The 20,984-nt window shown below is 74.4% G+C and carries 19 protein-coding genes and 1 riboswitch; of the genes, 11 read left to right on the plus strand and 8 right to left on the minus strand.

From position 1 onward, the window contains the following. The first annotated feature begins 40 nt into the window (after positions 1-40). The gene (locus tag LV78_RS09975; protein WP_372494838.1) at positions 41-1,420 is read left to right on the plus strand and encodes an MFS transporter; all 1,380 of its coding nucleotides are present in this window, start codon (positions 41-43) and stop codon (positions 1,418-1,420) included. Positions 1,421-1,482: 62 nt separating this feature from the next. Here the strand turns inward: LV78_RS09975 and LV78_RS09980 are convergent, their stop codons facing one another. Next, positions 1,483-2,862, minus strand: a complete 1,380-nt coding sequence (locus LV78_RS09980) for a mycothione reductase (protein WP_253844571.1) — start codon at positions 2,860-2,862, stop codon at positions 1,483-1,485. 41 nt (positions 2,863-2,903) lie between these two features. Next, the gene (locus LV78_RS09985) at positions 2,904-3,431 is read right to left on the minus strand and encodes a YbhB/YbcL family Raf kinase inhibitor-like protein (RefSeq protein ID WP_253844572.1); all 528 of its coding nucleotides are present in this window, start codon (positions 3,429-3,431) and stop codon (positions 2,904-2,906) included. 131 nt (positions 3,432-3,562) lie between these two features. Here LV78_RS09985 and LV78_RS09990 point away from each other — a divergent pair, with 131 nt between their 5' ends. Together LV78_RS09990 and LV78_RS09995 are read left to right on the plus strand one after the other, a co-directional pair. Further along, entirely contained in the window at positions 3,563-4,360 is a 798-nt protein-coding gene (locus LV78_RS09990) for a polysaccharide deacetylase family protein (protein ID WP_253844573.1), read from the plus strand. 130 nt (positions 4,361-4,490) lie between these two features. After that, positions 4,491-6,425, plus strand: a complete 1,935-nt coding sequence (locus LV78_RS09995; protein ID WP_253844574.1) for a patatin-like phospholipase domain-containing protein — start codon at positions 4,491-4,493, stop codon at positions 6,423-6,425. 101 nt (positions 6,426-6,526) lie between these two features. Here LV78_RS09995 and LV78_RS10000 read toward each other — a convergent pair whose 3' ends face one another. After that, a complete protein-coding gene (locus LV78_RS10000; protein ID WP_253844575.1) occupies positions 6,527-7,327 on the minus strand; it encodes an SAM-dependent methyltransferase in 801 nt (266 codons plus the stop codon). A gap of 170 nt (positions 7,328-7,497) precedes the next feature. Here LV78_RS10000 and lon point away from each other — a divergent pair, with 170 nt between their 5' ends. Next, positions 7,498-9,855, plus strand: a complete 2,358-nt coding sequence (gene lon / locus LV78_RS10005) for an endopeptidase La (protein WP_253844576.1) — start codon at positions 7,498-7,500, stop codon at positions 9,853-9,855. Between the two features lie 116 nt (positions 9,856-9,971). Here the strand turns inward: lon and LV78_RS10010 are convergent, their stop codons facing one another. Together LV78_RS10010 and LV78_RS10015 are read right to left on the minus strand one after the other, a co-directional pair. Then, a complete protein-coding gene (locus LV78_RS10010) occupies positions 9,972-10,604 on the minus strand; it encodes a CatB-related O-acetyltransferase (RefSeq protein ID WP_301306290.1) in 633 nt (210 codons plus the stop codon). Positions 10,605-10,633: 29 nt separating this feature from the next. Beyond that, entirely contained in the window at positions 10,634-11,575 is a 942-nt protein-coding gene (locus tag LV78_RS10015; RefSeq protein ID WP_253844578.1) for an alpha/beta hydrolase, read from the minus strand. Between the two features lie 68 nt (positions 11,576-11,643). Between LV78_RS10015 and LV78_RS10020 the strand changes: the two genes are divergently transcribed. From LV78_RS10020 to LV78_RS10030, 3 genes are all read left to right on the plus strand, one after another. After that, positions 11,644-12,678: a M48 family metallopeptidase gene (locus LV78_RS10020; RefSeq protein WP_253844579.1), complete on the plus strand. Its 1,035-nt coding sequence runs from the start codon at positions 11,644-11,646 to the stop codon at positions 12,676-12,678. Positions 12,679-12,846: 168 nt separating this feature from the next. Next, the gene (locus LV78_RS10025) at positions 12,847-13,590 is read left to right on the plus strand and encodes a S1 family peptidase (RefSeq protein ID WP_253844580.1); all 744 of its coding nucleotides are present in this window, start codon (positions 12,847-12,849) and stop codon (positions 13,588-13,590) included. A gap of 83 nt (positions 13,591-13,673) precedes the next feature. Continuing rightward, positions 13,674-14,417: a serine protease gene (locus LV78_RS10030; protein WP_253844581.1), complete on the plus strand. Its 744-nt coding sequence runs from the start codon at positions 13,674-13,676 to the stop codon at positions 14,415-14,417. Positions 14,418-14,436: 19 nt separating this feature from the next. Here LV78_RS10030 and LV78_RS10035 read toward each other — a convergent pair whose 3' ends face one another. Continuing rightward, the gene (locus LV78_RS10035; RefSeq protein ID WP_253844582.1) at positions 14,437-15,051 is read right to left on the minus strand and encodes a LysE family translocator; all 615 of its coding nucleotides are present in this window, start codon (positions 15,049-15,051) and stop codon (positions 14,437-14,439) included. Between the two features lie 167 nt (positions 15,052-15,218). On the opposite strand from LV78_RS10035, the gene LV78_RS10040 reads away from it, so the two are divergent. Together LV78_RS10040 and LV78_RS10045 are read left to right on the plus strand one after the other, a co-directional pair. Beyond that, positions 15,219-15,968 (plus strand): serine protease, encoded by a 750-nt coding sequence (locus LV78_RS10040; RefSeq protein ID WP_253844583.1) that lies wholly within the window; start codon positions 15,219-15,221, stop codon positions 15,966-15,968. Positions 15,969-16,331: 363 nt separating this feature from the next. Next, the gene (locus LV78_RS10045) at positions 16,332-16,784 is read left to right on the plus strand and encodes a GNAT family N-acetyltransferase (protein WP_253844584.1); all 453 of its coding nucleotides are present in this window, start codon (positions 16,332-16,334) and stop codon (positions 16,782-16,784) included. On the opposite strand, the gene LV78_RS10050 is transcribed toward LV78_RS10045, so the two are convergent. After that, positions 16,735-17,913, minus strand: a complete 1,179-nt coding sequence (locus LV78_RS10050; RefSeq protein ID WP_253844585.1) for an 8-amino-7-oxononanoate synthase — start codon at positions 17,911-17,913, stop codon at positions 16,735-16,737. The two genes, LV78_RS10045 and LV78_RS10050, sit on opposite strands and share 50 nt — an antisense overlap. Positions 17,914-17,951: 38 nt before the next feature. On the opposite strand from LV78_RS10050, the gene LV78_RS10055 reads away from it, so the two are divergent. Next, the gene (locus tag LV78_RS10055; protein WP_253844586.1) at positions 17,952-19,109 is read left to right on the plus strand and encodes a cytochrome P450; all 1,158 of its coding nucleotides are present in this window, start codon (positions 17,952-17,954) and stop codon (positions 19,107-19,109) included. 3 nt (positions 19,110-19,112) lie between these two features. Here the strand turns inward: LV78_RS10055 and LV78_RS10060 are convergent, their stop codons facing one another. Beyond that, complete coding sequence (locus tag LV78_RS10060; RefSeq protein ID WP_253844587.1) at positions 19,113-19,757, minus strand: TetR/AcrR family transcriptional regulator; 645 nt, start codon at positions 19,755-19,757, stop codon at positions 19,113-19,115. 61 nt (positions 19,758-19,818) lie between these two features. Between LV78_RS10060 and LV78_RS10065 the strand changes: the two genes are divergently transcribed. Next, positions 19,819-20,712 (plus strand): oxidoreductase, encoded by an 894-nt coding sequence (locus LV78_RS10065; RefSeq protein ID WP_253844588.1) that lies wholly within the window; start codon positions 19,819-19,821, stop codon positions 20,710-20,712. 147 nt (positions 20,713-20,859) lie between these two features. Further along, positions 20,860-20,929: riboswitch (cobalamin riboswitch) on the plus strand. The last annotated feature ends 55 nt before the right edge of the window (positions 20,930-20,984 follow it).

Below are 20,984 nucleotides of genomic sequence, written 5' to 3' on the forward strand. Positions count from 1 at the left end.
CCGAGTGTCGATCCAGCAAATCCCGCCAGACCGAATCCCCGTGTCCGTCCACATTGCCACCGATCCGGGTGACGACGCGACGGTGGGAACACATCCGGTCACGGGAGCCGCTGATCAGACCACCGCTGATCCGACGACTGCCGCACCGGCCTCCGCCGTCGCGCTCGCGAACGCCCCCGTGGACGTTCTCGCAGGCGCGCCCGCCGCCGCGTCCGCGCCGAGGCCGAACCGGGGCGCCGCGCTGGTCGGCAGCACCCTCCTCGCGGTCGGCGTCGCGCTCGCCGCAGCGAACCTGCGCCCCGCCGTCACGAGCCTGGCCTCCGTGCTCGGCGACGTCCGCGCCTCGCTCGGCGCCACCACCGCGTGGACCAGCCTGCTGACCGCCGTGCCCACCGTCTGCTTCGGCGTCGCCGCGTTCGCCGCCCCGTGGCTCGGCCGCCGCTTCGGCATGGCCCGCGCGGTCGGCGCGTCGCTGGTCGTGCTGACCCTCGGCCTGGTCCTGCGGGTCCTGGACGGCCCGGCCGTGCTGCTCGGCGGCACGTTCACCGCCTGCGCGGGCATCGCGGTGTGCAACGTGCTGATCCCGGTCGTGGTGAAGGAGTCGTTCCCGGACAAGGTCGGCTTCCTGACCGGCGTCTACACGGCGGCGCTCGCCGCGGGGGCCGCCGTGGGCGCCGCGCTGACCCCGACCCTGGAGACCGCGCTCGGCTCCTGGCAGCTCGCCGCCGCCACCTGGGCGCTGCTGTCGCTGGCCGCCCTGCTGGTGTGGTCCGCGAGCGCCCGCCACGGCGCGGCCCCCGCCGTCCCGGTCGCCGCGCCCGCCCGAGGCGCCCAGCCCGCGCCGGAGCGCCGCACCTCGGTGCTGCGCAGCCCGCTGGCCTGGGTGATCACCGTCTTCTTCGGCCTCCAGTCGCTGCTCGCCTACACCGTCATGGGCTGGCTGCCGCAGATCATGGCCGACTCCGGCGTCGACCGGACCACCGCCGGGATGCTGCTCGCGATCACCATGGTGCTCGGCGTCCCGGTCAGCCTCATCGTGCCGCCGCTGGCCACCCGCTGGGGCTCGCAGTCCTGGCTGGTCGTGCTGCTCGGCTCGCTGTCCATCGCGGGCATCCTCGGCCTGGCCGTCGCGCCCACCGCCGCGCCCGGCCTGTGGGTGGTGCTGATCGGCACCGGCATGTGCGTGTTCCCGCTCGCGCTGGTGATCATCTCGCTGCGCACCGAGTCCGCCGCCGACACCGCGAGGCTGTCCGCGATGGCGCAGAGCATCGGCTACCTCATCTCGGCCGCCGGACCGTTCGCGTTCGGCGTGCTGCGCGACGTGACCGGCGCGTGGACGGTGTCGATGTACGTGCTCGCCGCGATCCTGGTCGCGCTGGTCGCGCTGGGCGTCATCGCCGGTCGGCCGCGCACCATCTGACCCCGGAACGGCAGGAGGCCCGGACCGCTGCGGTCCGGGCCTCCCGTCGTGCCTCGCCGGTCCTACGAATCCTTGAGCGGCAGCGCGAGCAGCGCGTTCTCCACGACCTCCGGCATTCCGGGGTGGATCCAGTACTGCCCCTTGGCCATCGACCGCGCGTCCAGGCCGAAGCTCATCGCCTGGATCAGCGGCTGCACCACGGTCGGCGCCTGCGGCCCGATCACGTGCGCCCCCAGCAGCTGCCCGGTCACCGGGTCGGCCAGCAGCTTCACGAAACCGGTGGTGTCCTCCATCGCCCAGCCGTAGGCGATCGACGCGTACGGCTGCTCGACGCTCACGTACGACACGCCCTTGGCCACCGCGTCCCGCTCGGTCAGCCCGACCGAGGCGATCTGCGGCGACGAGAACACCGCCGACGGCACGAACCGGTGGTCCGAGGCGATCGGCGCGTCCGGGTTCAGCAGGTTGTGCCGCACCACCTTGGCCTCGTGGTTGGCCACGTGCTTGAGCTGGTAGTCCGAGCTGATGTCGCCCAGCGCGTAGATCCCCTCCACCGAGGTGCGCTGGAACTCGTCGACCGCCACCCGGCCCCGGTCGTTCAGCGCCACGCCGGTCGCCGCGACGTCCAGCAGGTCCGAGTTCGGCTCGCGGCCGACCGCGACCAGCAGCTCCTCGGCCTCCACGACCTCGGGGCCGTCCGGGCCCTCCAGGTGCAGCCGCGCCACCCCGTCGACCCGCTCGGCCCGCACCGCGCGCCGGTCCAGCCGCACGTCCCACTTGGCCGAGGCGATCTCGGTGAACCGGGCCGACACCGCGTCGTCCTCGGCCCGCAGCAGCGCGCCGGAGCGGGCCACCAGGGTCACCTCGACGCCGAACGACGAGAACACGTGCGCGAACTCGGTGGCCACGAACCCGCTGCCCAGGATCACCATCCGCCGGGGCAGCCGGTCCAGCCGCATCACCGTGTCGCTGGTGTGGAAGCCGGTCTCGGACAGGCCCGGCACGTCCGGCACGACCGGGCGCGAGCCCGCCGCGATGACGAACCGGTCGGCCGTGATGGTCTCGCCGGTGCCGGTGTCGAGCGTCTTCGGACCGGTGAACCGGGCCGTCCCGCTGTAGACGGTGGTGTTCGCGCTGCCGGTCTCGCGCCACCGCCTGCCGCCCTCGGCGATCGGGTCGATGCGGCCGAAGATCCGGTCCCGCACCTCGGTCCAGCGCACGCCGTCGAGCGAGGCGTCCACGCCGAAGCGGGCCGCGCTCGCCGGACCCGCCGCGAGGTCGGCCGTGTGCACGAACATCTTCGTCGGGATGCAGCCCACGTTCAGGCAGGTCCCGCCGAACACGCCCTTCTCCACGATCGCGACGTCCCAGGCGGCGAACGCCTCGTCCACGATGGAGTTGCCGGAGCCGGTGCCGATGACAACCAGGTCGAAGTGCCTCACGCCCTGCTCAACCCTCTCGTCCGGGCGGATGTTCCCGCCGCTCAGTGCTGGTAGGTCGGCGTGATGATCGCCCGCGCCAGGGTGTGGAACGCCAGGTTGAAGCCGACCACGGCGGGCGAGGCGTCGCCGTCCACGTCCAGCGCCTCGACGTCGACCGCGTGCACCACGAAGAAGTAGCGGTGCGGGTGGTCGCCCTTGGGCGGGGCCGCGCCGCCGAACGCGCGGGCGCCGTAGTCGCTGCGCACGTGGAACGCGCCGCCGGGCAGCGAGTCGTCGCCCGCGCCCGCGCCGGTGTCCAGCGAGGTGGTCGAGACCGGCAGGTTCACCGCGACCCAGTGCCAGAAGCCGGACGGGGTCGGGGCGTCCGGGTCGAAGCAGGTCACCACGAAGCTCCTGGTCCCCTCGGGGAAACCGCTCCAGGACAGCTGCGGCGAGGTGTTGCCGCCCTCGAACACCTGCGCCTGCGGCAGGGGCTGCCCGTCGGCCACGTCGGTCGAGGTGACCTGGAACGCGGGAACGGTCGGGAGCAGCGCGTACGGGTCCGGCGCGACGGGTCGGTCGAGGCTCATCGGGTCCTCCGCTGGTGATCTTGACTGGTGCCAGCGACCCTATCCCCGGCGATCGGCGGTCGCCGGGCAACCCGGATGGCGGCAGCCACGTCTCATCGGCAGGAAAAGCGTTCCTCCGGGGGGATTCACTCATGCGCGCGTTGGCAGTGGCGATGACGGCTGCCCTGGGACTGCTGGCGGCGTGCTCGTCGGCGCCCGAGGCTCCCCGAGCGGTGCCCGAGCCGAGCAGCACGACTACCACGACCACGACCACCACCACGCCCGCGCCGCCGCCGAAGCTGTTCCAGCAGCCCTACCGGTACGGCACGGCCCAGCAGGAGGCCCCGCCGCAGGAGGGCGACCTGGCGCCGGTGGTCAGCGGCATCGGGACCGACAAGCCCTACGTGTTCCTGACCATCGACGACGGGGCCGTCCGGCACCCGAAGGCGCTCCAGCTCGTCCGGGACTCCGGCATCGAGCCGTCGCTGTTCCTCAACACCACGCACGTGGGGCCGGACCCGGCGTACTTCAAGGCGCTCCAGGGCGCGGGCGCGCACGTGCACGCCCACACCACGGACCACCCGAACCTGCGCGGCATGGGGTACGAGGCGCAGCGGGAGGAGATCTGCGGCAACGCCGACTACCTCGGGGCGACCCTCGGGACCCGGCCGACCCTGTTCCGCCCGCCGTTCGGCAACTACGACCTGAACACCCGGCGCGCGGCGGCCTCGTGCGGGATGCGCGCGGTGGTGCTGTGGACGGCGGCGGTCAACGACGGGGTGGTGCAGTTCCAGGTGGGGGACAGGCTTCGTGCGGGCGACATCGTGCTCATGCACTTCCGGGACAGCTTCGTGGCCGACTTCACCGCGTTCTGCGAGCGCGCGAAGGCGGACGGGATGACCCCGGTGCTGCTGGACGACTTCCTCGCGCCGCCGAGCAAGCGGCACTGACCGGGCGGTGCTGATCGAGCAGCGCTGATCGGGCGGCGCCCGCAGGGGAGGGCGCACGACTGCTCCACCCGTGCGCTCTCCCCGGATCAGCCCTAGCGGCCACCCCCGCACCGCGCGGGACCATCCGGTGATGGCGGCAGGCGACGACGGGGACGACGAGGACTTCGACAGGTGCTGCGACCTCACCATGCGCGGCGGGGCCACGAGCGGGATCGTCTACCCGCTGGCCGTGGTCGAGCTGTCCAAGCACTACCGGTTCCGCTCGCTCGGCGGGGCCTCGGCCGGGGCGATCGGGGCCTCGTTCGCGGCGGCGGCCGAGCGGGGGCGCGACAGCGGCGGGTTCGACCGGCTCGCCGACACGGTCTCCTGGTTCGCGGCCGGGCAGCAGCGGCTCGCCCAGCTGTTCCAGCCGACCAGGGCCACCCGCAAGCTCTACCGGCTGGTCACCGCGACCATGCAGAGCCGGGAGACCACCGGGCGCAGCGCGGCGGTGTCCCTGGTGTTCGCGCTGCTGGGCGCGATCGGCCTGCGGGCCAAGGCCGCGCTCGCGGCGGCGCTGCTGGTGTGGCTGGCCGGGCCGACCCTGTGGTTCGGCGCGGTCGCCTGGCCCGGCTTCCCGACCTGGGGGCTGGCGGCGGTCGTCGTGGCGGCCGTGATCGCGGTGCCGTGGGTGGCGGCGAAGGCGCTGCCCGCCGGGCGCGGACCCCTGCCCGCCCGGATCGGGCTGCTGCTGGTCGCGGCCGTCCCGCTCTACCCGATCGTCCCCCGGCTGCGCGTCGACTGGGCGGTGCTGGCGTCGGCGGCCACCGCCGGGGTGGTGTGGCTGGTGCTCGGCTTCGGGCTGGCCAGCGCGGTCGTCCTGATCTACGCGGGCGGCGTGCGCCGGTTCGTGCGTGAGCGGGCCGTGTCCACCGGCTTCGGCCTGGTGCCCGGCACCGGCGGTTACCGGTCGAGCTGGTGGGACCGCCGGTGCGGGATGCCGAAGTCCACCGGCGTCCCGCCGCTGAGCGACTGGCTCGCCGACTCCCTCGACCACCTCTCGGGCGTGCGCGGGCTGCGCTTCTCCGACCTGACCACGAACCTGGTGCTGATGAGCACCGACGTGTCCGAGGGGCGCCCGTGCAGGCTGCCGTTCACCTCGGACGACCGGTGGCTGTTCTGCGCCGACTGCCTCGCGGGGGTGCTGCCCGCGCGGGTGGTCGACCTGCTCGGCGACGAGGGCGCGGGCGACGCGCGCTGCCCGCTGCACCCGGCCACCGCGCTGCGCGTGCTGCCCGCCGACCTGCCGGTGGCGCTCGCGGTGCGGATGAGCATGCCGATGCCCGGCCTGATCTCGGCGGTGCCGCTGGTGCGCGCCGAACCGGAGCCGAGGGTGCACTGGTTCTCGGACGGCGGCATCACCAGCAACTTCCCCATCCACTTCTTCGACACCCTGCTGCCCCGCTGGCCCACGTTCGGGCTCACCCTGCAGGGCTACCCGGCGCCCGGCGCGCCGGACGTGTGGCTGCCCGAGCAGGACGCCTCCGAGGACGGCAAGCCGTGGCGGGCGGTCACCGGGGCGGTCGGGTTCGCGCAGGCGATCCTGGACACCGCGCTCGGCTGGCGGGACGCGATGCAGTCGGCGCTGCCGGGCTTCCGGGGGCGGATCGCGCACGTGCGGCTGCGCGGCGGCGAGGGCGGCACGAACCTGTTCATGCGGCCGGAGACGATCAGGGCGCTGGCCGAGCGCGGCCGGGTGGCGGGCGAGCTGCTGCGCACCCGGTTCACCCAGGAGCACGGGGAGCGGACCGCGCGGTACCGGTGGATCCGGATGCGGATCGCCATGCGCGAGTACCAGGAGCTGGCCAGGCAGGCGCGCGAGCGCGGCGAGCAGTACCGGGAGCTGGCGGAGGACTACCAGGTGCCGGAGGAGCTCAAGTCCTGGTTCGCCGACCCGCCCGCCGGGGCCGACCCGTTCTCGGCCGACGTGCGGCTGACCCTCGACCAGCTCGGCGGCCTGGTGCCCGGCCCGTTCGACGGGGCGCCGCCGGTGAACCCCGACCTGCGGCTCAACCCGGCCGAGTGACCAGACGGGGCGATCTGACTGGGTGACCTGACCGGGTGACCGGTCCGGGCGGGGCGTCCGGCGCGCACCGGACGCCCCAGCCGGTCCAGGTCCGGCGGGCCTCAGACCTTGCGGCCCACGCCCACGTACGCGCTGGTGTAGGCGTCGTCCGAGTCGCGCCGCCACTCCGACAGCGGCACCACGCCCGGCTCGACCACCTCGAAGCCGTCGAACAGCTTGGCCACCTCGGCCCGGTTGCGGAAGATCAGCGGGCTCTCGGTGCGCTTGTACACGTCCTGCACGCGCGCGGTGTCCTGCTCGGCGTCGACCTGCACGCCCTCGACGGTCGCGTGCGAGATCGCCAGGAAGCTGCCGGGGACCAGCGCGTCCCGGTACGCCGCGATCGCGCCGTGCGGGTCGTCGTCGTCCGGCACGAAGTGCAGCACCGCGACCATCAGCACGCCGATCGGCCGGTCGAAGTCGAGCAGCCGCCGCACGTCCTCGTTCTCCAGCACGGACGCCGGGTCGCGCAGGTCGGCCTGGATGGCGGTGGCCAGCGGGTTCGCCGACAGGATCGCGGTGCTGTGCGCGACCGCGACGGGCTCGACGTCCACGTAGACCACGCGCGCGGCCGGGTTCGCGGCCTGGGCGATCTCGTGCACGTTGCCCACGGTCGGGATGCCCGAGCCCAGGTCGAGGAACTGGTCGATCCCCTGGTCCAGCAGGTAGCGCACCGAGCGCCGCAGGAACGTCCGCAGCGAGCGCGCCGCCCCGGACATGCCGGGGAAGACCTGCTCCACCGCCTTGGCCGCCTCCCGGTCCACGGCGAAGTTGTGCGACCCGCCCAGGTAGTAGTCGTACATCCGGGCCGTGCTCGGTCGGTCCAGGTCCACCGACGCGGGGACCCAGCTCGCCTGCTCCATAAAGCCTTCTCCTCTTGACCGGGTGGAACCGCCGATCGTGTCGAACCCCGGACGCCGCGCACAACCCCCGAGCGCGGAACTCCTCGGTCTCGCTCTGGGCGAACAGAACTCGGAAACAACCGGGGACTCAACTCGGTTGAGCCTGGCAGACTCAACTCTGGAGGCTTCGCATGGGTGACACGTTGGCGCTCCCGGTCCTGCCCCTCGACGACACCGTCGTGCTGCCGGGCATGGTCGTCCCGGTGCGCCTGACCGGTTCGGACGCGGGCGCCGAGGCGCGGGCCGCGGTCGAGGCGGCCACCTCGGCCGCCGGAGGGGTGAACGGCGCGCGGGTGCTCCTGGTTCCCCGCCTGGACGGCCGGTACGCCAAGGTCGGCGCGCTGGCCACGGTCGAGCAGGTCGGCAGGCTCGCGGGCGGCGAGCGCGCCGCCGTGCTGCGCGCGACCGAGCGGGTGCGCATCGGCACCGGCACCACCGGGCCCGGCGCGGCGCTGTGGGTGGAGGCCACCGTCGTCGAGGAGCCGCCGCCGGACGAGCGCGCCCACTCGCTGGCCCGCGACTACCGCGCGGTGGTGACCACGATCCTCCAGCAGCGCGGCGCCTGGCAGGTCGTGGACAGCGTCCGCCAGGTCGACGGCCCGTCCGCGCTCGCCGACCTCGCCGGGTACGCGCCGTACTTGGAGAACGACCAGAAGGTCTGGCTGCTGGAGACCGGCGACGTCGGCGACCGCCTCGAACGGCTGCTGGAGTGGGGCCGGGCGCACCTGGCCGAGCTGGACGTCGCCGAGACCATCGCCAAGGACGTCAAGGAGGGCGTGGAGAAGCAGCAGCGGGAGTTCCTGCTGCGCCAGCAGCTCGCCGCCATCCGCAAGGAGCTGGCCGAGCTGGACGGCAAGCCCGCCACCGAGGAGCAGGACTACCGGGCCCGCGTCGAGGCCGCCGAGCTGCCGGAGAAGGTCCGGGAGGCGGCGCTGCGCGAGGTCGACAAGCTGGAGCGCACCTCCGAGCAGTCCCCCGAGGTCGGCTGGATCCGCACCTGGCTCGACACCGTGCTCGACCTGCCGTGGGGCGAGCGCACCGAGGACGCCTACGACATCGCGGGCGCGCGGGCCGTGCTCGACGCCGACCACGCGGGCCTGGCCGACGTGAAGGAGCGCATCACCGAGTACCTGGCGGTGCGGCGCAGGCGCGCGGACCGGGGCATGGGCCTGGTCGGCGGCCGGGGCGGCGGCGCGGTGCTCGCCCTCGTCGGACCGCCCGGCGTCGGCAAGACCTCGCTCGGCGAGTCCGTCGCCCGCGCGATGGGCCGCAAGTTCGTCCGCGTCGCGCTCGGCGGCGTGCGCGACGAGGCGGAGATCCGGGGCCATCGGCGCACCTACGTCGGCGCGCTGCCGGGCCGCATCGCCCGCGCCGTCTCCGAGGCGGGCTCGATGAACCCGGTCGTGCTGCTCGACGAGATCGACAAGGTCGGCGCCGACCACCGGGGCGACCCGACCGCCGCGCTGCTGGAGGTGCTGGACCCGGCGCAGAACCACACGTTCCGGGACCACTACCTGGAGGTCGAGCTCGACCTGTCCGACGTGGTGTTCCTGGCCACCGCGAACGTGCTGGAGTCCATCCCAGGCCCGCTGCTCGACCGCATGGAGCTGGTGCGGCTCGACGGGTACACCGAGGACGAGAAGGTCACCATCGCCCGCGACCACCTGCTGCCCAGGCAGGTCGAGCGGGCCGGGTTGGAGCCCGGCGACGTGGAGGTCACCGGGGCCGCGCTGCGCAGGCTCGCGGGCGAGTACACCCGCGAGGCCGGGGTCCGGCAGCTGGAGCGCTCGCTCGCGCGGGTGCTGCGCAAGGTGACCGCCGGGGTCGCGCTGGACCGGGCCGAGCTGCCCGTCACCGTCGACGGCGGCGACCTGGAGGGCTACCTGAAGTCGCCGAAGTTCACCCCCGAGTCCGCCGAGCGCACCGCCGTGCCCGGCGTGGCCACCGGACTGGCGGTGACCGGCGCGGGCGGTGACGTGCTGTTCATCGAGGCCGCGCTCGCCGAACCCGGCACCGGGGCGTCCGGCGTGGTGCTCACCGGGCAGCTCGGCGAGGTGATGAAGGAGTCCGCGCAGATCGCCCTGTCCTACCTGCGGGCGCACGACGAGCGGGCCTCGGCGCTCGACGGGCGGGGTGTGCACGTGCACGTCCCGGCGGGCGCGGTGCCCAAGGACGGGCCGTCGGCGGGCATCACGATGGTGTCGGCGCTCGCGTCGCTGCTGTCGGGGCGGCCGGTGCGCTCGGACGTGGCGATGACCGGCGAGGTGTCCCTCACCGGCCGGGTGCTGCCCATCGGCGGGGTGAAGCAGAAGCTGCTCGCCGCGCACCGGGCGGGCATCACGACCGTGCTGCTGCCCGCGCGCAACGGGCCGGACCTGGAGGAGGTGCCGCAGGACGTGCGGGACGCGCTGACCGTGCACCTGGTCGCGGACGTCCGCGAGGTCCTGGAGCTGGCGCTGGAGCCCGAGGCGGTGGCCGCGGCGGCGTGACCCCCGTGGCCGCTCCCGCGCGGGGGGCGGCCACGACCGGCGGCCCCGGCCGCCTGGACCGGCGGGGGGCCGGGTTCCGATCGGAACCCGGCCCCCGGTGGGAAGTCGTCCTGCCGCTAGCGGGGCTTGGGCCCCAGCAGCCCGTTCTCCTCGGCGATGTCGGCGAGCTGCTTGACCTTGCCCGCCATGATCTCGCGCACGTGCTCGGTGACCAGCTCGACGGGCCAGTCCCACCACGCCGCGCGCAGCAGCAGCTCGATCTTGTCGTCGGGGTAGCGCTGCCTCACGGCCTGCGCCGGGTTGCCCCCGACGACGGTGTACGGGGCGACGTTCGAGGTCACCACGGCGCCGGTCGCGATGATCGCGCCGTCGCCGATGGTCACGCCCGGCATGACGGTGGCGCCGCAGCCGAACCACACGTCGTTGCCCACGACCGTGTCGCCCTTGCTGGGCGCGGCGGCCATGATGTCGGCGGTCTTCTCCGCCCAGGCGCCGCCGAAGATCGTGAACGGGAACGTGGACGGGCCCTTGGTGAGGTGGTTCGCACCCGCCATGATGAACGTCGTGCCCGTGCCCAGAGCGCAGTACTTGCCGATGACCAGGCGTTCCGGTCCGTAGGAGTACAGCACGTTGCGGGTCTGGAACTCGGTCGCGCGCTCGGGGTCGTCGTAGTACGTGTAGTCGCCCACCTCGATGTTCGGTGCGTCGACCAGTGGCTTGAGCAGCACCACCCTCGGGTGATCGGCCATCGGGTGCAGCTGGTTCGGGTCGGGAACGGTCACCGCCCGACCATACGTTCCAGGAACGCGTCCACCTCGGCCAGTGCCCTCTCGCGCACCGGAGCGGCCGACAGGAACAGGTCGTGCATGCCCCCGTCCACCTGGACGAGCGACACGTCCCGGCCGATCCTCGGGGCCCACCGGCGCATGTGCGCCACGTCCAGCACCGCGTCCGCCGTCATGGCCTCCGCCGACCACCGCCTGGCCTTCAGGTGGCTGCGCGCCGAGTGCAGCACCAGCACCGGGACCCGCACGTCCAGCCCCCGGTGCAGCCGCGCGTGCCCGACCCGCACCGCCCGCAACCACCCGGCGGTGACCGGGAACGCCTCGATCGGCTTCCACGCCGTGTCGAACTCCCACTCACCGTGGTGGTCCCGGTGGATGCTCTGCCCGTACACCGGCCCCAGCCCCGGCTTGAGCACCAGCTTCGGCGCGATCCGCCCCACCCCGCGCACCGCCGCCGTGCCGACCGTGCGCATCACCCACGGCTCGGCCAGGTCCAGCCACGGGCTGTTGAGCACCAGCGCGTCCAGCGCCCCGTCCCGGCGCCGCTCGTGCGCCCACAGGCTCGTCGTCAGCCCGCCCGTGGAGTGCCCGACCACCACCAGCCCCCGGTGCCCGTCCTCCTCGCGCACCACCCGCACGGCGGCGTCGAGCTCCTCGAAGTGCGTCGACAGGTCCGCGACGTAGTTCGCCACCTCGCCGGGGCGCAGCGCCCGCCCGTACCCGCGCAGGTCCAGCCCGTAGAAGTCGTACCCGAGCGCCGCGAAGTGCTCGGCCACGTGCCGCTGGAAGAAGTAGTCCGCGAACCCGTGCACGTACAGCACGGCCCCGCGCTCGGCCGCCCCGTCGGCGCGCCTGCGCACCAGCGCCGCGCTCGCCTCCGAGCCCAGCGGCAGCGTCCTGACCTCGAACCCGTCGCCCAGCACATCCGGTTCCACCCCGTCAGTGTGCCCGTGATTCCCCCGAACGGGGAGTAGGGGGAGGTGGGTCGTGGCACGCTGGGAGGATGAGCGAAGAGATCGAGCGGTCGACCACCAGGGTCCGCTTCCCCGGCATCAGCCCCCGTGCCTACGAGCACCCGGTCGACCGGGGCGCGCTGGCGGTCCTGCGCGCGGTCCCCGGCATCGGCCCGGTCCTCAAGTCCGTCGCGGGCGCCTTCACCGAGCGCGGCGAGCGCCTCGGCTACCTGGCGACCTCCATCCGGGTCGGCCCGAAGCAGTACCCGGCCCTCGACCGGCTGCGGCACGAGACGGCGGCCACCCTCGACCTCGACCCGGTCCCCGAGCTGTTCATCACCCGCGACCCGCAGCCGAACGCGATGGCGCTGGGCATCGACAAGCCGTTCATCGTGCTCACCACCGGCCTGGTCGACCTGCTCGACCACGACGGGCTGCGCTTCGCCATCGGCCACGAGATGGGCCACGTGCTCTCCGGCCACGCCCTCTACCGCACGATCCTCATGCGGCTGATGCAGCTCCAGCACAGCCTCGGCTGGATGCCCGCGGGCTACTGGGCGATCCGCGCCGTCATCGCCGCCCTGTGCGAGTGGTACCGCAAGACCGAGCTGAGCTGCGACCGGGCGGGCCTGCTGTGCGCCCAGGACCCGGCAGCCGCGCTGCGCGTGCACGTCGCCCTCGCGGGCGGCATGGACCTCACCCAGGTCGACACCGCCGAGTTCCTCAAGCAGGCCAAGGAGTACGAGCAGGTCGAGGACGTGCGCGACAGCGTCCTCAAGCTGATCCGCACCTGGCCGCTGACCCACCCGATGGCCGTGGTGCGCGCCGCCGAGCTCCAGCGCTGGGCCGCGAGCGAGGAGTACCGGGCGATCCTGTCCGGCGACTACCAGCGCCGCGAGGACGACCACGCGTCCAGCACGTTCACCGACGACCTCAAGGAGGCGGCCCGCTCCTACAAGTCCGACGCCGCCGACTCCGAGGACCCGCTGATGAAGGTCGTCAACGACCTCGGCGGGGTCGTCGCGGACGCGGCGGGCAAGGTCAGGGGCCGCTTCTCCGGCTTCGGCTCACCCTCCGGGAGCTGATCGACAGCACGCGGCGCGACCCGGCGAGGCCTTCGTTGCGGCAGCCGGGTCGAGCCGCTGGTCCGACCAGGTCGTGTGCTCTTTTCGGCGCATCGACCTGCGCTATCAGGGCTAACCTCCTCGCGGGCGCTCAGACTCGGGCGCTCCCCACTATGCGGAGGAGGGGCGATGAGGCTTGCCGTCTTGCTCAGCGTTCTCGCGGTGTTGTGCGGAGGGGGCGTCGCGACCGCGGCGGCGGAACCCAGAGTCGTCGGCGGGACGCGCGCGTCCATCGCCGAGCACCCGTGGGTCGTGTTCCTGGCGGGCACGACCGGGAGCCAGTTCTGCGGCGGGACGCTCGTCGCGCCGACCAAGGTGGTGACCGCCGCGCACTGCGTCGCGGGCACCGCCCCGGAGCGGCTGGTCGTCGTCGCGGGCCGCGAGGACAAGCGCACCCAGACGGGTGAGACGCTGCGGGTCGCCCGGATCTGGAAGCACCCGTTCTACTCGTCGGCCGAGCAGGGCAGCGACGTCGCCGTGCTCACCCTGGCCAGGCCCGTCGCGAACCGCGTGCTGCCGCTCGCCACCGCGAACCCCGCCCCCGGCACGGTCGCGAAGGTGCTCGGCTGGGGCCGCACCGCCGAGATCGGCGCCACCTCCCAGGTGCTGCTCGGCGCGCTCGTGCCGATCATGTCCGACCAGGAGTGCGTCGCCGACTACAGCCGGTTCGACCCGGCCGCCATGGTCTGCGCGGGCTACCCGCGCGGCGGCATCGACACCTGCCAGGGCGACTCCGGCGGGCCGCTGGTCGCGAACGGCGCGCTGGTCGGCGTCACCTCGTGGGGCGAGGGCTGCGCGCGGCCCGGCCAGCCCGGCGTGTACTCGCGGATCACCGCCTACCGCTCGCTGATCGAGCAGCAGCTCAAGAGCTGAGCGCCGCACCGGCCGACCACACCCGATCACCCGACCGTGTGCCCGAGTTGTGCGGTCGCGGCGGCCGGGTTTGGTTGGCCGGTATGCGGACTCTGATGCGCGTGGCGATGGCGCTGGCACTGCTGCTCACCGGCGTGGCGGTGGCGCCGCCCGCCGGGGCCGACCCGAGGATCGTCGGCGGCGTGGTCGTGGACGCCCCGAACGCCTACCCGTGGGTGGTGGCGCTGGCCGACCCGGTCGGCAGGCAGTTCTGCGGCGGCGCGATCGTCAGCCAGTACCAGGTGGTGACCGCCGCGCACTGCGTCAACGGGCTCACCGGGCGCGACGTGCTGGTGGTGGCGGGCAGGCTGGACGTGACCAGGCCCGGAGGCACGGTCCACCCGGTGTCCCAGGTGTACGTCCACTCCGCCTACCGGTCGGCCACCAGCGGCGCGGACATCGCGTACCTGCTGACGTCCACGCCGATGCCGTACGAGCCGATCGCGCTGGCCAAGCCGTCCGAGACCGGGCTGTACCGGGCGGGCATCACCGGCACCGCGTTCGGGTGGGGCCGCACCTCGGAGAGCGGGTCCAGCTCGCCGGTGCTGCGGAAGGTGTCCGTGCCGCTCCAGACCAACGAGGTGTGCGCCGCCGCGTACCCCGGCTACTACCAGTCGTCGTCGATGTTCTGCGCCGGGCTGCCGAACGGCGGCAAGGACGCCTGCCAGGGTGACTCGGGCGGGCCGTTCGTCATCGCGGGCAGGCTCGCCGGGCTGGTGTCCTGGGGCGTCGGCTGCGCCCGGCCGGAGTACCCCGGCGTGTACACCCGCGTCGGCGTCTACACCTGACGGCCGTGCGGGGCCGGGGTCAGATGACCAGGCCGACCGACATGGTGGCGAAGACCGCCGCGCACACCACGTCCAGCGCGGTGGTGACGCCCGGCCTGCGCAGCCTGCCGCCGACCGCCGACGCGGCCAGCACGATCGTGCCCTCCCACACGGCGGCCAGCGCCAGGAACACCACCGCGAGCAGCGCGAGCTGCGGGGTGGGGTCGCCGGAGCCGATGAACTGCGGCAGGAACGCCAGGGAGAACAGCAGCATCTTCGGGTTGGTGATGTTGGTCAGGAAGCCGCGCCGGAACGGCCGGTCCGCGACGACCTCGCCCTCCTCGGGGACCCGGCCCCGGTTGCGCACCAGGTCGCGGGTGATCGACAGCGCCAGGTACAGCAGGTAGGCCGCGCCGATCCAGCGCAGCGCGGTCAGCGCGGGCGGGAAGCCCGCGATCACCACGCCGAGGCCCGAGATCACGACCGCGACCTGGATGGCGGCGGCGGTGTGGATGCCCGCCAGCGCCAGCAGGCCCGCGCGGGTGCCCGAGCGCATCGAGGTGCGCAGCAGGAGGAAGGAGTCCACGCCGGGGGTGAGCACCACGACCGCGCAGGCGATCAGGAACGCGGGCAGCGTGGTCAGGTCGAACTGCAACGGAGGTACCCCCTCATGGTCCGGACAGACAGCGGTGACGCAGGACACAGACCGTGGATTTTTCGGAACTACGGCATCTTAACAGGAAAATATCCTGACTTGATGTGATCTTGGCGGTGCGGCTACGGTGAGTCGCCACTCGGCTACCCGTCGTAAAGAGGTGCTCCATGCGCATCAGCGCCCGCTTAGTCGCCGCCCTCGCCCTGGTCGCGGTCCAGCTCGCCTCCCAGCTCGTCTCCGCGCCCGCCGCGCTCGCCGTCGTCGGGGGCTCGGTCGCCGCGCGCGCCCCGTGGGTGGCCGCCCTGCTCGACGCGCGCGGCTCCCAGTTCTGCGGTGGCGCGCTCATCGCCCCCGACCGGGTCGTCACCGCCGCCCACTGCACCCAGGAGCGCGGCCTGCTCGGACCTCGGGACCGGGCGCCCCGGCAGATCACCGTGGTGCTCGACCGGCACGACCTGCGGGCGAGGAGCGGGGTGCGGGTCGGGGTGTCCGGGATCTGGCGGCACCCGGCGTTCACCGACGTGGGCAGGGGCGACGACGTGGCCGTGCTCCAGCTCGACGGCCCGGTCGCGTTCGAGCCGGTGCGGGTCGGCGACGCGGTCGCGGGCCGCACCGGCACCGTCTACGGCTGGGGCCGCACCGCCGAGAGCGGCCCGGTGTCCTCGGTGCTGCGCCAGGTCGACGTGCCGATCCGCGACCACCACCAGTGCGCCGCCGCGCTCGCCGGCTACCGGGCCGACGCGATGCTGTGCGCGGGCTACCCGGACGGCGGCAGGGACGCCTGCACGGGCGACTCCGGCGGCCCGCTGGTGTCCGACGGCCTGCTCGTCGGCGTCGTCTCGTACGGCCGGGGCTGCGCCCGCGCGGGCCAACCCGGCGCCTACACCCGCCTGAGCCACTACCGCGACCGCCTGTGACCCCACCGGCCGCGGCGGCGCGGGGGAGCCGTCGCGGCCGGTGGGCGCCGCTGCGCCCGGCGTCGCGCTGTGTCCATGCCGCGCCGCCCTGCCTTGCCCCGCCCCGCTGTGCCTGCGCCGCCCTGCCTTGCCCCGCCGCGTCCTGCCTCGCCCCCCGCCCCCGCCGTGCGCCCGCGCCGCCCCGCCGCGCCCTGTGCTGCGCCCGCGCAGCCCGACCCAGCCGCGTGCCGTGCCCCGTCGCCCCCGCGCCGTCCTGCCCCGCCCCGCGCCCGCCGCGCGTGCCCGCCCTGCCCCGCGTCCCGCCGCCGTGACCGGGATCGCCGTTCGCCGCCCGAACGACCGCTCCCGTGCTACCAATTCAGGGTGACGCAACACCACCCGGCGACCCTGCGCAGGCAGTGGGCGGCCGACCTCACCGCGACCCAGCTCTACGCGCTGCTCAAGCTGCGCGTCGACGTCTTCGTCGTCGAGCAGAACTGCCCGTACCCCGAGCTGGACGGCCGCGACCTCGAACCAGGCACCCGGCACCTGTGGCTGGAGGAGGACGGCGAGCCGCAGGCCTACCTGCGGTTGCTGGAGGAGCCCGGCGGCGGGTTCCGGGTCGGGCGGGTCGTCACCGCGCGGGCCGCGCGCGGCAAGGGCTTCAGCCGCCGCCTGATGGTCGCGGCGCTGGCCGAGATCGGCGACGCCGAGGCCGTGCTCGACGGGCAGACCTACGTCGTGGACTTCTACGCCTCGTTCGGGTTCGTCCCCGAGGGCGAGGAGTTCATCGAGGACGGGATCCCGCACCTGCGGATGCGCCGGTCTCCGCGATGACCTCGACCGCGCGCGCCACGTCCGCCTCGGACAGGTCGGCGCGCGCGGTCAACCGCAGCCGCGACACCTGGTCCGGCACCGACGGCGGCCGGAAGCAGCCGACCAGCACGCCGCGCTCCCGGCACGCCTCCGCCCACGCCACCGCGACCTCCGGCGACGGCGCGAGCACCGACACCACCGCCGCGCTCGGCTCGCTCGCCCGGAACCCCCGCTCCCGCAACCGCTCCGACAGCTGACGCGCGACCTCGCGCACCCGCTCCGGCCGTCCCGGCTCCTCCTTGAGCGCCTTCAGCGCCGCCAGCGCCGCCGCCGCGCTGCCCGGCGCGAGACCGGTGTCGAAGATGAACGTGCGCGCGGTGTCCACCAGGTGCCGGATCACCCGCCCCGGCCCGAGCACCGCGCCGCCCTGCGCGCCCAGCGCCTTCGACAGCGTCACCGTCGTCACCACGTCCGGCGACTTCGCCAGCCCGGCCGCGTGCACCGCGCCGCGCCCGCCGTCGCCGACCACGCCCAGCCCGTGCGCGTCGTCCACCACCAGCCCCGCGTCGTGCTCCCGGCACGCCGCCGCCAGCTCGCCCAGCGGCGCGGTGTCGCCGTCCACGGAGAACACCGAGTCGGTCACCACCAGCCCGCGCCGCTTGCCGCGCGTGGACAGCGCGCGCGTCACCTGCGGCAGGTCGCGGTGCCCGGCCACCACCACGTCCGCGCGCGAGAGCTTGCAGCCGTCGATCAGCGAGGCGTGGATGTTCTGGTCGGCCACGATCGCCGTGCCCGGCCCGGACAGGGCGGTCAGCGCGCCCAGGTTCGCCGCGTACCCGGAGGAGAACACCAGCGCCGCCTGCGCGCCGCAGAAGTTCGCCAGCTCGTACTCCAGCTCGGTGTGCAGCTCGGTGGAGCCGGTGACCAGCCGCGACCCGGTCGAGCCCGCGCCCCAGCGCATCGACGCCGCAGCCGCCGCGCCCACGACCCGCTTGTCCCTGGCGAGCCCGAGGTAGTCGTTGCCCGCGAGGTCGAGCGCCCCGCCGGTCGCCGCGCGGGGCCGCACCCGCCGGGTGAGCCCGGCCTTGGCCCTCGCCTCGGCCCGCGCGTCGATCCAGTCGAATACCGACTCCCCGGTGTGCTCCGTCACGGGAGGAGTCTCGCACCACCGCCGCTACGGTCCGGAACGTGGACCTCTTCGCGCCCCGGCGCGCCGACCTGCGCGACCGCCCGCCCGTCCACCGCGACGACCGCACCGGGTTGTGGCTGGTCAGCAGGCACCGGGACGTGCGGGCGGTGCTCGCGGACCAGCGGACCTACCGCCCGGACAACGCGCTCACCGCCGTCACCCCGATCCCGCCGGACGTGCTGCGGTCCCTGGCCCGCGCCCGCTTCGCCCTCCCGCCGACCCTGGCCAACAACGCCACCGCCACGCACCCCCGGCTGCGCCGCCTGGTCGCCCGCCACCTGACCCGGTCGCGGGTGGCCGCGCTGGAGCCGTTCGCGGTGGCGCGCGCGGCGTCCCGGTTGGACGCGCTCACCGGCCCCGAGGTCGACCTGCACCCGGCGCTGGCCCGCGACCTGCCCGCCGAGGTGCTGCTGGCCGCGCTCGGGCTGGACGACGTGGACGTGCCCGCGCTGAAGGCGTGGAGCGGGGCGGCGCTGGAGCTGTTCTGGGGCGACGTGCCCGCGCCGCGCCAGGCGGAGCTGGCCGGGGAGGCGTGCGAGTTCCACCGCTGGATCGCCGCCCGGATCGCCACCGCCACCGGCGACGGGCTGCTCGGGGCGCTGCGCGCGGAGGACGTGCCGCCGCGCGAGGCGACCGCGCTGTGCTTCTTCCTGCTGGTGGCCGGGCAGGAGACCACGACGCAGCTGCTCGCGTCCGCGTTCCACGCCCTGCTGCCGCGCGGCGACCTGTGGGCGCGGCTGGCCGAGCCGGGGTTCGCCGAGCGCTGCGTCGAGGAGGTGCTGCGCCGCGACCCGCCGGTCACCACCTGGCGGCGGGTGACCGCGCGGCCGGTGCGGCTGTCCGGGGTGGACCTGCCGGAGGGCGCGCACCTGCTGCTGATGCTCGCCGCGACCGGGTCCGACCCGGAGGTGTTCGCCGACCCGGAGCGGCTGTGCCCGGCGCGGCCCAACGCGGGCGCGCACCTGGCGTTCGGGCACGGCGCGCACTTCTGCCTCGGCGCGCCGCTGGCCAGGATGGAGGCCGCGGTGGTGCTGCGGGAGACCGCGCGCCGGTTCCCGCGCCTGCGCCTCGCGGACGCGGGGGAGCCACCGGTGCTGGGGCTGCTCTCGTTCCGCGCGCCGCTGGAGATCAGGGTGGTGCTGGGCGAGCGCGGCTGAGCCTCAGGGGCGCGGGCAGGTCCACAGCGCGCCGCCGTCGCCGACCGCCGCCCGCCCAGGGCCGCCACCGGTGAGGAACCGGGTCACCGCGTCGTCCACCAGCACGCCCGCGACCTCCCTGGCGACCATCTGCCCCTTCACCATGGCGGCGAGCCCGTGCACGGTCGCGAACATCAGCACCCCGATCCGCTCGGGGTCGCCCGCGTCCAGCTCGCCCCGCTCCTGCCCCTCGGCGAGCAGCTCCTCCAGCAGCCCCAGCGGCGCCTCGACGGCGGCGACGACCGCGTCCGCGCCCGGCCGGTGCTTGCCGGTGTACATCAGCTCCAGCAGCGCCGGGTCGTCCACCGCGAACCGGAAGTAGGCGCGCGTGGCGGTGACCAGCCGGTCCCGGTAGTCCGCGCCCGCGCCCGCCACGGCGGTGCGCAGCTCGGCGTCCAACCGCTCGAACCCGGAGATCGCGAGCGCGTCGAGCAGGGCCTGCCGGTCGGGGAAGTGCCTGCGCGGCGCGGCGTGGCTGACCCCGACCTCCCTGGCCAGCTCGCGCAGCGAGAGCTGCTCGACGCCGTGCTCCCGCACGCTGCGCCCGGCGGCGTCGAGCAGCGCCTCGCGCAGCTTCCCGTGGTGGTAGGGGCGGTCGTCAACGGTCACGGGGACCAGGTTAACGGGCTGCCTGTTGCCGAAAGTGTTGTCGGTGGCTACATTGTTGTCTGTGACTACATTTTCCGCCTCGAACCTCCCCGACCTGACCGGTCGCACCGCCGTCGTCACCGGGGCCAACAGCGGCATCGGCCGCGTCGCCGCCCGCGTCCTCGCGGCCAGGGGGGCGCGAGTCGTGCTGGCCGTGCGCCGCGTCGACAAGGGGCGGGAAGCCGCCTCGACCATGCCCGGCAGCGTCGAGGTCCGCGAGTTGGACCTGGCCGACCTGGCCTCCGTCCGGGCGTTCGCCTCGGGCTTCGGCGACGAGGTCGACCTGCTGGTCAACAACGCGGGCATCATGATCCCGCCGCTGAACCGCACCGCCGACGGCTTCGAGTCCCAGTTCGGCACCAACCACCTCGGCCACTTCGCGCTGACCAACCTGCTGCTGCCCCGGATCACCGGGCGCGTGGTCACCGTCTCCTCGGGCGCGCACCGGGCCGGGAAGATCGACTTCGCGGACCTGAACTGGGAGCGCAAGCCCTACAAGGCCATGGCCGCCTACGGCCAGTCCAAGCTGGCGAACCTGCTGTTCAGCGCCGAGCTCCAGCGCAGGCTCACCGCCGCGGGCTCCCCGGTGCTGGCCACCACCGCCCACCCCGGACTCGCCGCCACCAACCTGTTCCGCCCCCATGGCGAGAACGGCCCGCTGGACCGGATCGTCAACGCGGGCGTGCGCGCGGTCGGCCAGAGCGACGAGGGCGGAGCGCTGCCGACCCTGCACGCGGCGCTCGCGGACGTCCCCGGCAACTCGTTCTCCGGCCCCGGCGGGCTGCTCGGCAGGGGCGCGCCGAAGCTCGTCAGCCGCTCGAAGGCCGCGCAGGACGCGGACCTGGCGCGCAGGCTGTGGACGGCCTCCGAGGAGCTGACCGGCGTGACCTTCCCGCTGCCGCTGCCGACGGCGTAGCGGCCGGTCGGGTGCGAGGGCCGCGCGCCGGGTGACGGGTGCGGCCAGGTGACGGGCCGCGCTGCGAGATCACCCACACCGGAGTCCGCGCGCTTGGCCCAGCCCGCGCGGGATGCGACGATGCCCAGGCTGTAGCGAGGGGTGCGCGAGGAAGCCGGTGCGAATCCGGCGCGGTCCCGCCACTGTGACCGGCCTTGGAACCGGGAGTCAGGAACTCGACCCCCGATCGCTTGGACCGGACACGGGCGTGGACACCCGAGGAAGGACACCGC

It is taken from the genome of Actinosynnema pretiosum (genome assembly GCF_024171695.1).
GTDB classification, from domain to species: domain Bacteria; phylum Actinomycetota; class Actinomycetes; order Mycobacteriales; family Pseudonocardiaceae; genus Actinosynnema; species Actinosynnema pretiosum.